We start from the raw sequence: 19,488 nt of genomic DNA on the forward strand, positions 1-19,488 counted from the left end.
TTAAAAATTATACCATTGGATCAAATGTTCAGAAACTCTTTCGCGGGAATTGTCGACTGTAGGCAGGGATTCTTCCACATAAATATAGGAGGAAGCCCTGTTCAGAAGCTTTTTGAAAAGATTAAAAAGGAGCGGTTGTTCGAAATCTATGAATTGAGGTTTGTAATCGTCCCTGTATCCTGTATTTTTCTCGGATGAATCGTCTTCAGGGATGTAAGAAGATTGCAAATAAAGGAAGAGAGAAGAGGGTAATATATTTTCTAAAAGCCATTGGTGAAAACGCAGAAAATAAATACTGTCTGTTTCATCTTTTTCTTGTACAGGAATAGCGGCTAAACTTAGAAGCCATCCTTTGCGCCGGAGGATAAGCTGGTCTTCAAAAACAATTCTTGGAAAAATCTGAATAGCCTCATTGGTAAACTGTTTAGAGAAATTTTTATCGATAGCCTGAATTAGCGGGTAATAGCTAGCATAGACACATGGATTGAACAATGACATAAGCTGATAAAGATTAGATCTGTTTGTTATGGTTTCCAGACACAGATCAAATGCGTAAACCTCTTTCTTTGAAACAGTTTCTATTAGACATAGTAAATCCTTTCCAGAATCGTATACAACAGCTATTTGATCTAATGGAATCTGTTGTGTTTTTTTCATTTGTGTGTTGGATGATGGCATTTTCACTTCATGATCCAGCAATGGAGGATGAATGTTGGCGTTAAAACTGGAATCATCATTAAGTTCTATGAGTATTTGATCTGAGAATAGCCGGTTGTTGTAATCTCTGTGTATTTCTGATACTTCATCATCGAAGAGGTGCAGAAACCGCCCGCTCATCTTGCCCATTCCCTGCATCAGACCATTGACAACAGCTTTTGTTTTGCCTCCTGATGGATCGTCAAAAAACTGCAAAAACGCAGATCCTGCTAAGGTCTTATTTTTTGATAAGGGAAGGACATTAAGATTCTTTTGATAAATTTTTATTTCATCCGGATTTTGAGGTTCATAATGAAGGGCTTTCCAAAAAATATCAGACCATGAATTCTCAGTCTCTTTTTGGGTTATATCGTGTTTGGATTCAAATTCATTTTTGTGACGGTAATATTCATGATAAAATGTAACAAGAGGTATCTGTTGATTTGGCTGATACCTGGACTTGAAGAAATTAGTAATATTATTTTTTTCATGACCTCTGATATCAAAAGCCGATAATCGGTTAGCAAGGTCAGACAGTAACTGTCCACATTCCTGAATCAAATTTTCGTCAATTATATGAGATACAGTTGTATAGACATCTTCATAAATAAAACCTTCCTGGCGGTAATCGACAGGCAGGTATGGAAGTTTTTCAAAACCCCCTCCATTTTTATATCGATTAATAATTTCGTCCAGTACAGTTTGCATTTCCGCTTTGGGTAGTTTAACAATACCTGCCTGATTTTCGAGATCAGAAATAACATTGTCAAAAATTCCAGAGGTCTTTTGGAGAAGGACTTCACGTTGGGGTATTTCGGCTGTACCAAATTCTTTTTTAGCTTCATGCAAAATGAGAATAAGTTGATAGAGTTGATTTGCAGGAGGGTTTGTTTCTTTATGTTTATGAAGAAATGTAAGTAGATGGCTATCCCAGTCAGGATCGATTTCAGAACATTCCAGAGTCAGCTCTAAAAAGCCAACATCAACAAGTTTTAGTAAGTAATCTTGTAATTCAGGAAGTTCAGCATCAATTTGTGACGAAAGAAGTTCCAACAAAGCAGATAATGTTATACTTTCTTCTGAACTCATTATCAGTTCTTTGATATACTGATTGATACCGCTGGTTTGTATTTCCTGAAAAACTTCAATATTTGCGCTGTTCATCAGGAAAGTGAAACGACCATCAATTTCTGTTATGCTGCTATTGGTATTTACAAATAACAGACTCCGCAAGGCAAGATGTTGTTCCATCAATTTTTTGACTCTTTTCAGCAATTTATTGTTTAGCCTGATTTTACAATTAAGATCGGTTGAAGATGAATGGGTATTATTACTGGCTGCAGTTTTTGTAAGGCCTAAATAAGTGAATGTACTGAAAGGAGAAGTTTTATAGGCCATTCGGGTAAGATAACGGAGAACACTGAATTCAATACGTTCGCTATCTTTATTGACAGAGGAGAGTGTCTCAGCGAAATCATCTAGTTGGCCATATAGATCTTTGCTGGAAAGTAAAATACCATTCCGGAAAGGATATTCTCCAATGAGTTTTTTAATTTCCTGTCTGTGTGATGCCTGGTAATTCTGAAACTCTGCTTCCCATAGCTGCAAAAACTCTTTATACATAACGTTTGCACCTTGCCACTCTTGCCAATATTCTTTAAAAAGTTCAAATATTTCCGGTTGTATTTTTTGAACCATTGTCAAAGCATTTTGGCGGTTGTTGTAAACGGAGCGCTTTAAGTTTAGCAGCCGTTTCTGTTCCAGGTTATCAGAACTTTTTTCAATAAGGATATATAATTGGCTGCATAAATTTTCATTACATATTTTATGGAAGTCAGTAATCTTTTGCCAGGTATTCAGCTGATGGTGAGTATCAGGAATAATGAGTGTATTCAGTCTTTTTACGGGCAATGCAGCGAATCGTGTGAAAATATAAGGTAAAATATTCAAGCTCATTTTTTATTATTTTCCTAGTTCTAATTGATTTTTAACTAAATTAAAATAGGCTCCTCTTGTCTTTGTTAAAGTTTCATGAGTTCCTTGTTCAACAATGCTTCCTTTATCCATAACAATAATATTATCTGCATGGACTACGGTGCTTAGTCTATGGGCCACAATTACAACTGTCCTGCCCGTAAAGAAGCTATTCAGATTTTCAACGATTAATTTTTCATTATTAGCATCCAGGGAGTTTGTGGCTTCATCCAGAAATATATAGTCAGGTTGTCTATAGATAAGGCGTGCTATAAGCAGACGCTGTTTTTGCCCTTCACTAATTCCGGTTCCGTCTGTGCCGATTAGAGTTTCATAAGAGAAGGGAAGGCTTTCTATATAGTCCTTCATATTGACCATTTCACAAGCAATTTTTACTCTGTTTAAGTCTTTTTCCGGGCTTCCTATCCAAATATTGCAGGCTATTGTATCTGTGAAAATGAATGAGTCTTGCATTACAGCCCCACAATTTCTGCGTAAACTCTTTGCAGTAATCATTTCAAGATCTTGTCCACAAAAAGTAATCATCCCCTGTGTGGGCGGGAAAAATTTCAGCAGGAGTTTCAGAAGAGTTGTTTTTCCACTTCCACTCATTCCGACAATAGCAGTCACTTTTCCGGCAGGTATGGTCAGATTTATATTCTGTAATACTTCAGGAGATAGCTTACCATAACGGAAATGGACATTATACAATTCTATTGAACCGGGATTCCCTTCAGACATAGTCAAGCTTGAATGAGCATCTTCTGTAGGTTCATATTCGACTTCTGAAATACGTTGCAGACTGAACTTTGCCGTCTGCATAGAGCGTATAAAATCTGATAACTGATTGACTGTACCGTTTAGCGCTCCATACATATAGGTAATTGCAAGCATTGCCCCAAGGGATAGATTTCCGTTAATGACCAAAGAAGCTGTTAAAAATGTTGTTGATACTCCAGCTGTTTCATTGATAAAAAGAGCAACCCCCTGTATCCGTTGGTCTAACTTTAGACTTTCCATCCTGACGGCATAGGCTTCCTCCTGCATGGTTTTCCAGATCTGATTTTTTTCCATTTCTGCTCCCGTCAGTTTTATTTCTGTCATCGCTTCAAAGGTTTCTATCTGGTGGCGCTGTGTGTTGGCCAGCAAACTGAATGTACGCTGATCCAGGCGTCTCCTTTTTTCTTCAAAAAGATTCGTCCATAACACACTAATAATACTGGCACCTAAGAATAATAAAAAGAGTTTCCAATTGTAGTAACATAACAGTCCACCATTAACGACAAGAATTATAGCAGAAAGCCCTGCACTAACACAGTGTTTTGTAAGAAACTCTTCTATTCGTTGATTATCATAAATTCTTTGGAGATTGTCTCCGCTGTTTCTGTATTCGAAGAAAGAAAGTTTAAGCTGCATCAGCTTATCTACAAATTCGTATATCAGCTTTATACTAATAGTCATTCCTACCTTAAAGAGTAATCTGCTGCGCAAAAAATCTGTAAAAATTCTTCCGGTGAATAGTAGAATCTGACCAATGCAGATCAGAGATAATATTCCAATATCTTTTCTAATAATAGCTTTATCCACAACAGCCTGGGTAAGTAATGGGATGGCTAATGTTAAGAGAGTAGCAGCCAAAAGCGTTAATACGATAAAAGAAATATTTTTATAATGATTATCTATTCGTTTCAGTAAAGAAAACAGATGTACCGGAGGTTCCGGGGAGTTTTCTACCTGATCAAAAGCTTCTGTTGTTTCTAAAAAGATGGCAATTCCTTTATCTCCTTGTCCCGATAATCTCCAATGCTCCATAAAATCGCTGAGAGCATAACGCATATTCTTTCCAAGCGCCGGATTTCCGACATAGGCATGGGTTTCGGTAAGATGCCATAAAACAACAAAATGATTATGATCCCAATGGAGTATACATGGCAATGGAGCTTTTTCTAGCAACACGTCCTGACTTATTTCCGCGGCAAATGTGTTGAATCCAAGTTTTTCTGCGGCATATTTTAATCCGGTTACAGAAGTCCCCTGACTACGGACATCACACAGCTCCCGTAAGTGATTTAGAGATAATTCTTTTCCATAATAATTGGTGATCATTTTGAGGCATGTCGGGCCACAGTCCATTGTGTCCAATTGTCGGAAAAATGGATAATGGTCTCCTTCAAAAAAATGCTTAATTCTTCTAAGTATTTTAATTTTCATTGGTGGATCTATAGTTACTTACTGATTAATATATTCTTATGAACTATAACCTATATTCTAAAGGGATAAAATTAAAAATACATTAATGCAATACAGTTGCAATATAGAAAAAATATTGATCTCAAAGAGTTTTTCTTTTCAATAATTAATGAAACTTGGTTGCGTTAATTAGAATTGATTAGTTTTGTAGGTACTAAACACTCAAACTGATGAATAAAATATTTTCACTCTTAATACTTTTTGTAAGTATGGCTCTTTCTGGCCAAAAATCAGGAGGTAATTCTGATTTAAAAGATCTTAAAGTAAATCATATATATGTAGTTGTTGATTCTACTACATTTAATGCTTTAAAACAGAGTAATGAGTTAAATACTTTGGCAAATCAGGACAAGGGGCTTCCAAATTTTCTTCCGCTAGATAATTCGGCAACAACTATTTATATGAGGTTTAAATCTACCTATTTAGAAATTATGGGACCTGAGAATAGATTCAAAGAAAAAATTGGATCTATAGGAATCGGATTTTCATGGGATACTTTTAATAGTACTCTTGATACTGTACAAAAAAGCATCCAGAAATCTAAAGATTTAAAATTTCAAAAAAGTGAGGCTAACTGGCCGTTTGGAGGTAAAGAAATATTATGGTATACCTTTTTCTATAGCGATTTTAAGGGGAGTATTGCGACTTGGTATGCGATATACAATCCTGTTTTTTTAAACTATTTATTCAATATTAATTATTCTGACTTTAAAAGAGAGGACTTTTTAAAAAAGGTATTTGATCAAAATAAAAAGATTATCGATTTATCGGGTATTGTGATTAACGCCAATGCAAATGATTTTTATAAAATGATTAAAGAATTTAAAGCGCTAAATATTAAAATTAAAAAGCAGAAACCGAGATTAGTCATCTATAAATTAGATTCAGTCACAATTGAATTAAAGCTAACAGAGAGGAGAAATAGTATGATTAAGGAACTTAGATTTATAAGTAAAGGTGAAACAAGGCTAAATATTAATTTGGGTAATATTCACATTAAAAATTCAACGAGTAATCAAATCTCAATGACGTTTGAATAAGCCTTTTGTTTAGCTTTTTTTGAAACATCATTGAGATTTATTATTTTAAATATTCATCAATATAAAACTAGTTCCCACACGTAAAATATACTCTCGGTGCTATTTCAGTATATCCGTTATCTTTAAAGAAAGAGATATAATAAGAACCTGGAGTATCCAAAGCAAAGCTCAGTGTACCACTTGTAGCATTTGTATACTGCCATTTCGCTGAGTAATTCTGCCCTTTTCTTATATATACCAATCCATCCGTTACTAAAGGAAGCCTGAATTGTTTTTGTGATCTATATCAGATTATTTATGTTTTTCTAGTTGTAAATTAATTTTATTTATTATTTAAGTTTTTTATATTGAATAATTAATTTTACTTTTAATAAATAATGAAATATTTTATATTAAAAATTGCATTATTGAATTTTAATGTTATATTTGATTAAAATATTTATATGAAAAATTTTTTCATTATTTCAATTTTTACATTATTTTTTTTTAGTTTTTCAACAAAAAATACAGAATTAAATTCATTTTTTCAAACTAAAGAATTGAAAGGAATTGTTTCATTCGAAAATTGGTATTGGATGACAATATGTGGAAATGAGGTTGCTTTTATTACTGAAACAGTAGAAGAAGCTTTTGAACAAGCTTTTGATTTGTGGTATGGAAGTTGTGGACCAGGTAGAGACAAATGGGATATCTTAGTCTAAATTAAATAATTTTTATGTTATATAAAAAGGCTATTTTTTTATCTCTTTTTTTATTGATGCAACAATTTTTAAAGAGCCAAGAATATAAATTCATACCTGACTTAAGAGTCAGGTATGAATTTATATTTCAATCTGATTCTACTGATGCAAGAAGTAAAAAATCAGAAATTATGAATTTATTTTTGGCTAAAGATAAATCTATTTTTGAAAGTAATGCTAAGTATAAATATGATTCCATAGTCTCTAATTATATGAAGTTAAATTCAAGAATCATAGATTTTGATGCTATTCAAAAGCCCCAAGTATGGATATCAATATTCAAAGATTTCAACAGTAATGAATTGATATATTCTGATAGAATAATGAAATATAAATTATTTTATCAAAGTAATATAGATAAAATGCAGTGGAAATTATTGCCAGAAACAAAGGTAATACTAGGTTATAAAAGTAAAAAAGCTATTTGTTATTTTAAAGGAAGAAATTATACAGCTTGGTATACTGAGAAAATTTCAATACCTGATGGTCCATACAAATTTAATGGGCTGCCTGGTTTAATTTTAAGTATAGCCGATACGGGTAATCAATTTAGTTTTAATGCAATATCAATCTCAAGAAGCAAAAGCAAAGAGATTTCAATAAATATCAATAATAATATCAAAACGACCCGTGAAAAATATTATTTTGATAAAATTAAAATAATTAAGGGATTAAAAGGGAATAATGGGCGCTCTCCAATTATAAATCTAAATCCTATAGAGAAGACTTAAAATAAAACTATCCTAATTAGGGGTGTTTTTTATATCGCATCAAACTATTTTGTTAGTTAGCAATTTTAGTGTATAGTAGCGTTTCTGCTGTCATTTTTTTAACATGATACCATAGCTGTAACCTAACATAGTATTTGCAAATAAAAAGAGAACACTACCGGTGCTCTCTTTTTATTTAAGTGAAATATCTGGTTTCGATAGTTTAATTCCCACACGTAAAATATACTCTCGGTGCTATTTCGGTATATCCGTTATCTTTAAAGAAAGAGATATAATAAGAACCTGGAGTATCCAAAGCAAAGTTTAATGTTCCGTTGATGCTATTTGTATACTGCCATTTTGCTGAGTAATTAGTTCCCGGAGTTTGCCCTTGCTTATATATACCTATCCAAGCTTTTGGGTCTGAAGATCCGTTGCTAAAGGAAGCCTGAATTGCCTCATTTAGCTTATAGCTGGATTTGTTTAGTGTTACTTTGGCATTATTCTGAGGTATTTTAACTTTGAAAGTACTCCATACTGCTTTGTGGTCTGTAGGCCAGATTCCTTTTGGTTCAGAAAATTTATCTTTTGAAGTTTCCGGAACCGAAATATTCTTTACTACTGTATTTTTGGGTCCAACTATATAACTGTCGCTTACAGAAATATTCCCGTTATCATAATAGAAGATATAATCAATTCTGTCCCTTTCATCAGATTTAGGAGTCCACGAGGACTGTGCAGGCCATGTAAATCCCGGATAGTTTACCTCATCCGGATAGAGTACTCTGTAGCTGTCTTTAAAACCAGCTTTGGAAAGGGTAGCGGTAGAACTCCAGTTGACAACTGTACCACGATGATCGTATAAATTTTTAACCGCTTCTGTCCAGTCCAAATGTGAGGCTTCATTAAAATCTCCACCCAGAATCACTACTTTTCCGCTTGCAATATCCTGTTTTGCGCGGGTAAGGAAATCCTGAATTTGCTGAGGTCGTTTGGACTGATCATTCATTTCCGTAATTTTAGTTACGTCTGTAACAGGAGCTGGTAATTCTTTGAAAGTTACAGGATCATAACCCCTGGGATAATATACAGCGTAGTGCGTATAGTCTAAATGACCGGAGTAAATAACAACTTCGTTCCCGGGAACAACTTCGGTTACCAAACGGTGGTAGGCACTAAAGGCTGAGTATTCTTTAATTGGATATTTGCTTAATACTCCATTATCCTCGCTTCTGGAAGCATAATATGTTTTTCCTTTTGCCTTTAAAGAAGCTACAATACGTTGGTCAAACGAGGTGTTGTTGTAATTTCTGACTTCCGAAAGGGTTACAAAATCAGGCTCACGGTCAGCTATTTCATTAACAATAGCATCGTAGCCTCCAGATACCTGTGTGCCTTCCTGCCAGATATTGAACTGCATAACACTAAATGAGTAGGTCTGATCTTCTGATGTGGATTTACTTTGTAAAGCATATTGCTTCGCTTCTAATTCCGCAGCACTGGCATGGATCTCAGGCCGTGAGCAGGAAACCAATGATGCAACAGCAAGAGTTGTGGAGAATAAATGTTTTTTCATAGTTCTAGTAATATTTAGGTTTGGTTTTGCTAAAATATAAATTAATGTGGTTATTTCGATTCGGTATTACAAAATGATAATCCGGATAAAATCTAACGAAAACGTATTAGTAATAAATTTATTGTGTTGTAAATAATTTGTGACAATAATATTTACATTCGTAATACCAAACCTAAATATTATTTTATGAGAAAAATTAAAATATTGGAACGTTACGTACTATATTCATTACTCCTATTGGGCAGTTCGATATTTGAAATGAGGAATTTACGGAGTGCTGCCTTCCTGTACACGAATAGCTTATCATGATGATATAAAAATATTTGGAAAATAGTATTCAGGTGCTTCACATGGTTATATCTTAATTAACAAAGTAAGGCAACATCCTGAAATGTTGCCTTTTTATTATACTTTTACCTTTTTGAGGTTAATGGACTTTATTTATGATTCGTTTTGTTTAATCTGTGGATTGTTATTGATCTCTTTATTTGGAATCTGGAATTTGAATTTATCAGGTGCTAAATTGAATCTTCCGAAAGTATGGTTAGTCCCGGGATATATTCTCTCCAGAGGTGTACTCAGTCGTTTCATATCAAACCATGCATAGCCTTCTCCCCAAAGTTCGATTCTTTTCTGAAGAATGATTTCATTGATAAGTTCATTTCCTGCTTTGGAGGACAACGAATAAGCTTTATTTCTTTGAGAGGTAATTTCATAAAGAACCTGTCGGGCTTCAGCCTCACGGCCTTGCCTTGCCAATGCTTCAGCTTCTGTATAATACAAAGAAGAAGCTCTGATATAGATATAATCTCCTTCAAAGAGGGTAGGGTCTTTAAATTTCCAGCTTACATATGGCGGGTAATTCTTTTGGGTACCATTAAAGGTATAATCTGCTTTCTGACTGCCATTGAATACTTTTCTTCTGTAATCAGTTTCTGGAATAGCATCATAAAGTCTTTTGTCTATTAATTTATAAATTTGCGCAGCTCCGGCGTAGCCCCTGTTTGTATTATCGAACATAGAGAAAAAGGAAGCATAATAATTCCCAATACTCATGGTAGCTGTAGTATTATGGAATCCCCATATTACCTCTGGATTATTGATATTCGAAAAACCAGTTGTTATGTAATCATTTTCAGTCATCAGCGCTATTCCCTGTCTGCTTTCATTGGCATATTTACCTGCTTTAGCATAATCTCCGGTTTGCAGATATATTTCAGAAGCAATTGCTTTAGCTGTTCTTTGGTCTATCTGAGCTCTGGAAGAGCGTGCATAGCTGCCTAAAAGGACAATAGATTCTTCAATATCTTTGGTAATCTGCTGATATACATCGGCTACTGTAGATCTGGAAAGTCCCTGGCTTTGATTATCATTCGTTAATACCAAAGGTAGCCCCGGATCCTGTTTGTGCTCTTTGTAGTCGTTGGCATAGAAACGAATCAGATAAAAATAGGAGTAAGCTCTTAACGCATGCAGTTGCCCAGCAATGGCTCCGTTAGCTATACTATTATCGTTTTTTAAATCATTCAAGAGTTTATTGATTACAAATATTCTGGCATAAAAAGTAGTCCAGACAAATTCAGCAGCAGAATTATTGGCATTTGTAGCATCATAATTATAAAACATTCCTAAATGCTGGTTGGTGGACTGTATTACATCATTGGACATAAGGTCTGCTCCCGCTTTTATAGCCATAATACCAAAGTCGGAATGTAAAGTAGTTCCTCCGGCTCCATTACTACGGAGGTCCAGATAGATCCCACCCAGGATTTTTTCAGCCTTTGTTTTGTCATCGTTTAGCTGATCACCCGAAATATCTCCGTTTGGCAAAGTATTCAGGTCACTAGAGCAACTATTAATGATCGTACTTATAGATAGTGCTGTGATTAAATATTTTATTGTTTTCATATGTTTTTAAAAATTGAGTTTGAAGCCTAAAGAAACGCTTGAAAGTAATGAGTATCTGTATGAATTAGAAACGCCTGTTAATGAGGCTCTTGGATCATAACCTTTTCTTTTGGACCATAAGTAGAGATTGTTCCCTGTAAGATAAATTTTGAGTGCTGACAGGCCTATCTGTTGTGTGAAGTCCTGAGGCAGCTGATAAGAGAGGGTTATATCCTGAAGGCTGACGTAATCTGATTTTATAAGATACAGTGTAGAGTTTCCGTTTTGATTAGTCGAATTAAGATCTACACGTGGTAATGCAGCGTTCGGATTTTCGGGTGTCCATGTTTTATCCAAATCTGTTGAATAGTTGGAAGCATAAGTATCGGAATGAAATAAACTTCTGTAGATATCGTCATAACCATAACCACCAAACTGATAAGCAAAATTAACTACCAGATTGAATCCTTTATACGTAAAATCGGTACCAAAACCACCATATACTTTTGGAATAGCAGACTTGCCTGTATTGTAGTCAGTTGCCTCCTTATAATTATTGGTAATAGTAGTTTCTTCCTTTTTAGTATTAGGGTTTATACTTGTACGGTACCAAAGAGCATCACCATTATTAGAGTCTGTACCTGCAAATTTTTTCAGATAATAGGTATATCTGTCACCACCTTCAGTCAGAATAAATAATCCAGAAACCAATCCTGTATTTCTTTGCTCAGCAGGTAACTTGGTTATTTTATTTTTATAGTGGGTAGCATTTGCATAAAAACTCCATTGTAACTGATCAGAGCGTAGAATATCTATATTCAGATTTGCCTGAACCCCTCTGTTGATCATGTCACCAATATTGCCATATCGGATATATGATCCAGCATTGGAAGGAGGCAGGGGAAGGGTGTAGATCATGTCCGATACTTTTCTTTCAAAATAATCGGCATTCAGGCTAATTCTGTTTTTTAAAAGAGAAATTTCAAAACCTGCATTCAGATTTTTAGAGGTTTCCCATTTTAAATCTTTATTTCCTTGTTTCCTAAGTGATAAAACAGGCTTTCCCTCTCCGAAGTTATTGATTCCGTAGATGTCCTGATAAGCATAATAATCTCTGTCGGAGTTTTCCAGTAGTATATTGTCATTTCCCTGTTGTCCGTATGAAATCTTTAATTTTAAAGAATTAATGGTATTGTTGCCTTTTAGAAAATCTTCCTTAGCAATATTCCAGGCGGCTCCTAAACCATAAAAATTACCCCATCTGCTGTCGGGAGAGAATACCGAAGAACCATCTCTACGGATATTGGCATTAAAGAAATATTTATTGTCATAATTATAAAGTAATCTGGAGAAATAGCCTTCTACTGCATACTCATAGCCATTCCCTGATAAATCCGTAATTTTTACAGCATTATCAAAGGACAGGGAGTTAGGCAATACAAGCTGCTGTTTTGTTCCCGAGAATCTGTCGCTTTTTGTTTTATTCAGCTCATGACCAACAAGAATATTGAAGCTGTGTTTACCCAGTTTTTTCTGGTAGGTAAGCAACTGCTGGTGATTCAATGTATTTCTGAATATAGAACTCATTGTAAGATTGCCCCCAACAGATGCAGAGGTACCGCCAATTGTATTGCCAAACCGCAGATCTTTTATGTTTTCTAAATACGCACCGAAGTTGTAAGTGAAATCTAATCCTTTAATAATTTCATAATTTAGACCCAGGTTTATATTGGTGATATTACTGGTTGTTTGGGATTTATCCTGCTGGAGATTACCAACCGGATTTTCATAAACAGCATAAGATCTTGCAGCTCCATTAGGGCCTTGCCCATCGCCGTAATCATACAAAGCTTTTCCGTTCTTATCATAAACAATCTGGTAATTATTATTTCTCAGAAATACCGGATAAAATGGTGCAATATTTCTGGCAAACTGGAATGGATTGGAAAAACCTCCGGTTTCACCAAAGTCTTGTTTACTATGAGTATATGATAAACCACTGGTCAGTTTTAGTTTACTGGTAATAGCATAATCCAGATTAGACCTTATTCCAAATCTTTCAAACCCTGAAGAGATAAGATAACCCTGGTCATCCAGATAATTCAGAGAGGTATAAGACTTTACCTGCTCATTATTTGCTGTAATTCCTATACTTGCCTCTCTTCTTAATGCTGGTTTGAAAAGCAGTTTTTTCCAGTCATCCTGATACAATAGCTGTGCATTAGGGTTAAACGAGCCATCTTGTGAAATTAATTGATTAAAAGGCAGATTGTATGCATTGTATCCCAATTTGTTTAGTGCAGTGATTCCGACCTCATGCGGAGAGGCTCCGGAGGGAACTGCACCAGCTTGTTTTAATCTGGCAATCTCGCCGACTCTTGCCCGGTTATAGAATGCAGTGTAATAATCTTTTGGAGATGTATAAACCGGATAATCCTCTATTGATCTGAAGTTTATACCTGTTTTTACATCAGCTTCTACGCGGAGGCCATTGGTTTTTCCTCTTTTGGTATTTACAATGATTACACCGTTGGCACCTCTGGAACCATATAAAGCATTGGAAGATGCATCCTCCAGAAAAGAAATACTTTCTATATCTGTTCCCGGAATACTATTCAGATTCCCGTTGTACGGAATACCATCTAATACAATTAGCGGGTCGCTTGATGCATTGATAGAGCCTATTCCCCGCATTCTTATGGTTGGCTGGGAACCTGGCTGCCCGGAAGATATTACCTGTACGCCGGCAACCTTTCCGCCGATCCCCTGCAAAATATTACCGTTTTGAAGATTTGCCAGATCTTTTGTTTTTAGTGACTGTACAGATCCTGTGATCTCTTCTTTCTTTTGTTTACCAAAGGCTACCACCACAACTTCCTTTATGGAATTTTCCTTGGTCAGGCTGTCCCTGGTTTGTGCAAAACCATATTCCGCAAACAGAATCAGGGCTAATGCTCCAATTTTACATTGTTTTTTTTTCATTATATATTAATCTTAGTTTAAATCTTGAGAAGACACATAGTTTATTTAGTCCCTGTTCATTATTGCTGAAAAGAGATAATAAATATCCAGCCTCCTTCTATGAGATGAGGGAGGTTGCATTAAAAGTGTTGAAGATTGAAAGGAAAAAGGAGATTTTAGTGTGAGAAAGAACCTGGCCTCCCGTTTTTATTACTTCTTCAATAATGCATTACATGGAATACATATAACACATACATTGAAAAGTAAAGTATTTCAGTGTATAATAGTTTTTTGTACAAGAAGATTCTTGAGCAGATACTGTTGGGAAACTTCCCGGGACAGTGTCGGGTAAACTTGTGTTCATAAAACGAATTTGATTTTTTTTACTGCTTCAAAAGTATTTAATTAATCAAAATTTGCGGTAAACAGTGGATATGATTTATATCATATAAAGTCTATCTAGTTAGTAGATATTTATTTTTGATATTATTCCTGTTTGAATAAAAAGAGTGTACTGTTGTGATTTGTGAAAATTATTGTATTGTATTTTATGTAATTGATAGTTGAAATATTAATTTAATCACAATTGTCTAATTGATAAAAACAACCCCCAAAAACTAAAATGAACAAGAATTAATAACTGTTTATAGACATTTCTCTGCTTATTATGGTCAGTTTTTAAAAAAAATCCAATAATTACATTACTTTTTTATGGACTAAATTTCACTAATTATGCAATTCAGATCTAGTTGCCAGCTATAAGCCCGCCGGAATATTTGTCAAAAAAATCACTTCTGTATACCTCACCAATAGGAATTTCATGTTCGCCAATATAAATGGTATGGCTGTCGAATGATTCAATATGCTGCATATTTACCACATAAGATTTACTAACCCGCAGAAAAAGGGGTGATGAAATCTTTTGATGAATAGTTTTAAGATTCATAGCTGTAATAAGCTTCTGGTTTTGTGTATAAATAACGACATAATCTTTTAAGCCCTCAATAAAGAGGATATCATCGAGCTGGATTTTATAATACCTCTTATCTGCCTTTATCATCAGGGAAGCATCATTACTGCCTTCAATTGTATTCTTTACTGTAGTCTGAGAGAACAAATCTTTATATGAAGCAGCTTTATCAATCGCTTTTTTTAATCTTTGTTTTTCTATTGGTTTCAATAGATAATCTATAGCATCCAGTTCATAGCTTTTCAGTGCATATTGAGGGTAGGCGGTTGTAAAGACAATCAGAGTTTCTTCAGGAACCATTTCTGCAAATTCAAGTCCTGTTACTTTAGGCATCTGTATATCCAGAAATATCAGATCAGTCTTATTATCTTTAAGAAAGCTAAGGGCCGTGAGAGCATTAGAAAATTCTCCCAATATTTCAACAGGAGATATTTCATTAATTAATGATCTCATCTCTTCTCTTGCCAATGGCTCGTCATCTACAATTATACAGTTCATAAAGATAGGGGTATTGTTAAATTTACAATATATTCTGTTTCTGTCGACATAATATTCAGACAGTATTGATCATGATACAATAATTCCAGCCTTCGTTTAATATTTTTAAGACCTAAGCCACTATATTTGGTACTCTCTAGGGGCGAATCCTGACTTCTGGAATTTCTGCATGTAAAAATCAATTTAGAGTTTTCTACAGCGAAATCAAGGGTAATATAGGTGTTATTATCAGTAAGATCTACACTATGCTTAACAGCATTTTCTACAAAAGTAGTAAACAAATTAGGCGGAATGAAAATATGATTGAAGGACTGAATATCCTGATTGTGATTAATAACAGCAGTAAAATTTTCACGTCTCAGTTCTTCGAAATTAAGAAAATTAGAAAGTGAATTTATTTCGAGGGTAAGCGGAGTTGTTTTATCATTGTTTTCATAAAGCTGATAACGCAGAAAGCCTGAAAGTTTCATGAGAATCTCGGTTGCCTTTTCCGGATTCTTTCTGATTAGTGCTTTTATATTATTCAGCATATTGAAAAGAAAATGTGGATTAATCTGATTTTTTAGTACATCCAGTTCCATTGACAAAGAAAGATTTTTAAGTTCGGAAATTCGTTCTTTATCTTTTACCCATCTTTGGAGAAGCTTTAAAGTTGTAGTCATTAAAATAATCGGTGTTGAAATAATAATTCCGTTGTATAAGCTTTTATCCTGACGTAATTTAAAAGTTGTATTGTCGATTTTATAAACCGGAAAAGTATTGTTAATGATATAACCTATAAAAGACAGACTGGCAGTAACCAATACAATAAGAAGGATGATATAAAGAAGATATCTGGATTTGAAAAAGAAAAAGGGCACTAGAATATACATGTTGACATAAAACATGGTGATAAAAACAGACCAGCCTAACAAGACCATATAGAATTTATAAATTTGCGGAGAATAGGAGGTTAGTTTTGAATTGCTGCTGTAAAATAAAAGGAAAAGTCCGATGAGAAAAATAAGATGTCGGATAATTCTGTAGCGGTCTTCTACAAGAAATTTAATAAAACCATTGATCTGAATGTCCCGGGTATCTTCCATATGATAGATATAATGCTATAGATTCTTAGAATCTGTTTAAATTTTATAAAATACTTTATTATTAATCTTCTTCGATAGTTCGTCAAGCTCACTATAGACTTAACTCAGAATGACATTATCATTCTAAACATCTTCCATTTAGAGATCTCTGTTTGAACTGAGTTTATAGAAGACTTGACGAACTAAACCATCGAAACCTTTTATTTTTTGAAATAAAATCTAGACTAACTTTTAATTTGCAAAACTAAAATATCCAGAAGAAAATTTTGAAAAAATATACAAACCCGTCATCTTTTTATACCAAATCATAAGTAGCCGTTTTGTATAAAATTTTTCGGATTTTATATAAAAAAAAGAGTTAATATGTCTTATTTTTTTTCTTTTGCCTCATTATAATTTAATCTTATGGACTTAAAGGAATTCAACAATCTATCGAATCAGATCCTTAGCGATGACTCTTTAACAGAGCAACAAAAAGAGGAAAAGATAATTCAGTTTGTTGATCTTATCCGCTTTATAAAATGCTATAATTCTTCTATAAATACATCTGAATGCAAATTCAGAGGGAAAATAAACGTGATAGTAGACGGAGGAAAAGAGAAAGGTATTCTTTTTTGTGATCTCAACAGCCTGCATTCTACAATCACATATAAGCAATTAGTTTCAGAAGCTAAAAAGAATCATGGAAGAGCTAAAGAACTATGGCTTGTATTTGTACGGGAGAGAGAAACAATTGATGCGGGGCAGGCACTGGAATTTATACAGCAGGAAAACATGAGCTATTTTTTCGATAAGCTCTTTTTATTCGATTTTTTCAGAGAAAAAATCTATTCTTTAAATTAAAAATAAAACACATGATGAAAAAAATATTATTAATGGGGGGAGCTTTACTGTTTCCTATGCTTTCTTTTTCTCAGAAGAAAGATAGTGCAGCCCCTGCAAAAAAAGTACTCTCTTATTTTGCTGACAGATTTCCGGTAACACGTGTGATTAATGTAGAATACAATCAGGTAACGCCATATAATTATACCCTGAAACTTCTGGATAAAGATTTACCCGAAGGTAAAGTCAATAATCTGTATCAACTGAAAGCGAGTGCTAATATTCATTTCATAAAGAGACCCAAATGGATGCTGGGGACAACACTATCTTACCAGTATACATCTATGAATATTAACAAATCCGGTATGTTGTCCGGAGGTCCAGGATCAGAAAATATAAATTTCCAATACCATACAGAAGCTCTTAACCTATCCTATTTTTCAAAGCTATTTAAAAAAAATATTGTATACTCAGGAAGTCTTATGGTTGACGGAAGTGACCGGAAATTTGAAAAAATACGCGGGGTTATTTCAGGCACCATGGTACTAAAGGCAACACCAGAAACTCAGATGACTTTAGGGCTTATTGCTTTTCTGGATCCCAGCTCAGTATTTTCTATTGTGCCTTCCTTTGCATACAGGCATCAGTTTGCCAATGGCTTAATAGCCGATGTTTTATTACCCAAAGGTTTATATGTAAGAAAAGAAGTGTTTTCACAGAACGGAAGAGTTTCGCTAGGCTCAGAACTAGATAATACATTCTTTTATTTATATAATTTTAATAACTCGAGCAAAACATATAGTTTTAGCCAGCTTGAAATTAATTCAGGGCTAACTTATGAGCATAATCTCGGAAGCTTTTTTATAGCTACACTAAAAACAGGAATTAAAACGATTCCTATAGCTCAGGCATTTGAGAAAAATAAAAAAATGAAAGATTATATTTTCGATGCGAAACCAGAGGCTTCTTTTTATTTTAATATAGGGATTTCCTTTAATCCTTTTGCAAAAGCTAAGAATAAACGTTTCTGATGTTTATTACTGAATACAAAAAGAAATAGTATTAAGGTATTATAGTTCAGGCATAAAAGTCGGGAACTACGCAAAAAGTTGTGTTAATCTGAATAGAAAAAGTACTCTGTCCTTTACTCCTCTGATCTACATTCTGAAGTTTTTGATTTTTTATCTGAATGACATTCACTTTTCTTATTAAGATAGCGTTACTCCGGAACGCCCTGAATTTTCATAATTTATAATCTATAGAGATAAAGCTCCAGACGGAGCACCTCATTCATCATGACAGACTTTATTTATATAAGGTTTCATGATATAAGAAATTAGAAAATTAGTAAAGATGCTCCGGAGGAGCCTGATCTATGTAACAGGTGTACAGGAAAGTAAGTATTCCGGAGGAATACTATCTCTCTACAGTAATATTCTCTCTGTATCTCCCGGGATTTGCATCTGATTTGGTATTTTGGGCACTAAATCCTAAAAAAAATCAGAATCATTCTGGCAACCAGTTTTAGAATAATGAAAATAGTTATTCTGAACTTACATTAAATATACTTTTATATTTCTCAAAAAATTAAAAAGCTTATTTTTGCGAGATATTTCGACATATGTGGAAGTTTATTAAAAGAGTTATTTTTATTGTTATTGTCTTCAATATACTGGCAGTAATCTGGGGACGATTTTTTAATCCGCCTATTACTTTTATACAGCTGGGAGGGCTTGCAGAATACGGAAAATTAGACCGCGATTATATTTCGTTTGACGAAATGGGAGATAATGTAAAGCTTGCTGTAATAGCCAGTGAAGATCAGAACTACTTCAAACACAATGGTTTCGACTTCAAAGCGATAGAAAGAGCTATGAAGCACAATGAAAAGAAAAATAAGAAAACCGTTCAGGGCGGTAGTACAATTTCCCAGCAGACAGCCAAGAACATATTCCTGTGGAACGGGAGAAGCTGGGTGCGGAAAGGTCTTGAGGTTGTATATACTTTTATTATAGAGCATCTTTGGAATAAAGATATTATTCTGGAACGTTACCTTAACTCTATTGAAATGGGGCGAGGGGTATTTGGTGTAGAAGCTGCTTCTAAATACTATTTTAATAAATCTGCAAAAGATTTAACCAAAAGTGAAGCTGCCTGGATTGCAGCTGTGTTACCAAATCCAAAGAAATATGATCCTAAAAATCCATCGCCGTACTTACAGAAAAAGCATAGCTGGATTATGAAACAAATGGGTTATATGAAGTTAAATTGATATCTTA

The 19,488-nt window shown here is 34.2% G+C and carries 13 protein-coding genes; 6 read left to right on the plus strand and 7 right to left on the minus strand.

Annotated elements, in window-relative coordinates; translation table 11 throughout:
• A complete protein-coding gene (locus AYC65_RS04570) occupies positions 1 to 2,652 on the minus strand; it encodes a lantibiotic dehydratase (RefSeq protein WP_034872035.1) in 2,652 nt (883 codons plus the stop codon).
• Positions 2,653 to 2,658: 6 nt separating this feature from the next.
• Positions 2,659 to 4,881, minus strand: a complete 2,223-nt coding sequence (locus AYC65_RS04575; protein ID WP_052114822.1) for a peptidase domain-containing ABC transporter — start codon at positions 4,879 to 4,881, stop codon at positions 2,659 to 2,661.
• 209 nt (positions 4,882 to 5,090) lie between these two features.
• Here AYC65_RS04575 and AYC65_RS04580 point away from each other — a divergent pair, with 209 nt between their 5' ends.
• From AYC65_RS04580 to AYC65_RS04590, 3 genes are all read left to right on the plus strand, one after another.
• The gene (locus tag AYC65_RS04580) at positions 5,091 to 5,960 is read left to right on the plus strand and encodes a DUF5829 family protein (RefSeq protein WP_034872036.1); all 870 of its coding nucleotides are present in this window, start codon (positions 5,091 to 5,093) and stop codon (positions 5,958 to 5,960) included.
• 443 nt (positions 5,961 to 6,403) lie between these two features.
• Positions 6,404 to 6,661, plus strand: a complete 258-nt coding sequence (locus AYC65_RS04585; RefSeq protein WP_059333842.1) for a hypothetical protein — start codon at positions 6,404 to 6,406, stop codon at positions 6,659 to 6,661.
• A gap of 14 nt (positions 6,662 to 6,675) precedes the next feature.
• Entirely contained in the window at positions 6,676 to 7,431 is a 756-nt protein-coding gene (locus AYC65_RS04590) for a GLPGLI family protein (RefSeq protein ID WP_052114772.1), read from the plus strand.
• A gap of 202 nt (positions 7,432 to 7,633) precedes the next feature.
• Here the strand turns inward: AYC65_RS04590 and AYC65_RS04595 are convergent, their stop codons facing one another.
• The 5 genes from AYC65_RS04595 to AYC65_RS04615 form a co-directional block, all read right to left on the minus strand.
• Entirely contained in the window at positions 7,634 to 8,986 is a 1,353-nt protein-coding gene (locus AYC65_RS04595) for an endonuclease/exonuclease/phosphatase family protein (protein ID WP_034871169.1), read from the minus strand.
• A 441-nt stretch (positions 8,987 to 9,427) separates the two neighbouring features.
• Positions 9,428 to 10,894: a RagB/SusD family nutrient uptake outer membrane protein gene (locus tag AYC65_RS04600; RefSeq protein WP_034871170.1), complete on the minus strand. Its 1,467-nt coding sequence runs from the start codon at positions 10,892 to 10,894 to the stop codon at positions 9,428 to 9,430.
• A 6-nt stretch (positions 10,895 to 10,900) separates the two neighbouring features.
• Positions 10,901 to 13,855 (minus strand): SusC/RagA family TonB-linked outer membrane protein, encoded by a 2,955-nt coding sequence (locus AYC65_RS04605; protein WP_034871171.1) that lies wholly within the window; start codon positions 13,853 to 13,855, stop codon positions 10,901 to 10,903.
• Between the two features lie 724 nt (positions 13,856 to 14,579).
• Complete coding sequence (locus AYC65_RS04610; RefSeq protein WP_034871172.1) at positions 14,580 to 15,302, minus strand: LytR/AlgR family response regulator transcription factor; 723 nt, start codon at positions 15,300 to 15,302, stop codon at positions 14,580 to 14,582.
• Complete coding sequence (locus AYC65_RS04615; RefSeq protein ID WP_034871173.1) at positions 15,299 to 16,387, minus strand: sensor histidine kinase; 1,089 nt, start codon at positions 16,385 to 16,387, stop codon at positions 15,299 to 15,301. Before AYC65_RS04615 ends, AYC65_RS04610 begins: the two co-directional genes overlap by 4 nt.
• Positions 16,388 to 16,792: 405 nt before the next feature.
• On the opposite strand from AYC65_RS04615, the gene AYC65_RS04620 reads away from it, so the two are divergent.
• From AYC65_RS04620 to mtgA, 3 genes are all read left to right on the plus strand, one after another.
• The gene (locus AYC65_RS04620; protein ID WP_034871174.1) at positions 16,793 to 17,230 is read left to right on the plus strand and encodes a hypothetical protein; all 438 of its coding nucleotides are present in this window, start codon (positions 16,793 to 16,795) and stop codon (positions 17,228 to 17,230) included.
• Between the two features lie 11 nt (positions 17,231 to 17,241).
• Positions 17,242 to 18,240: a DUF6268 family outer membrane beta-barrel protein gene (locus AYC65_RS04625; protein ID WP_068801167.1), complete on the plus strand. Its 999-nt coding sequence runs from the start codon at positions 17,242 to 17,244 to the stop codon at positions 18,238 to 18,240.
• Between the two features lie 590 nt (positions 18,241 to 18,830).
• On the plus strand, positions 18,831 to 19,481 hold the full coding sequence (gene mtgA / locus AYC65_RS04630) for a monofunctional biosynthetic peptidoglycan transglycosylase (RefSeq protein ID WP_034871176.1): 651 nt from the start codon (positions 18,831 to 18,833) through the stop codon (positions 19,479 to 19,481).
• Positions 19,482 to 19,488: the final 7 nt, after the last annotated feature.

It is taken from the genome of Elizabethkingia bruuniana, from assembly GCF_002024805.1.
GTDB lineage: Bacteria > Bacteroidota > Bacteroidia > Flavobacteriales > Weeksellaceae > Elizabethkingia > Elizabethkingia bruuniana.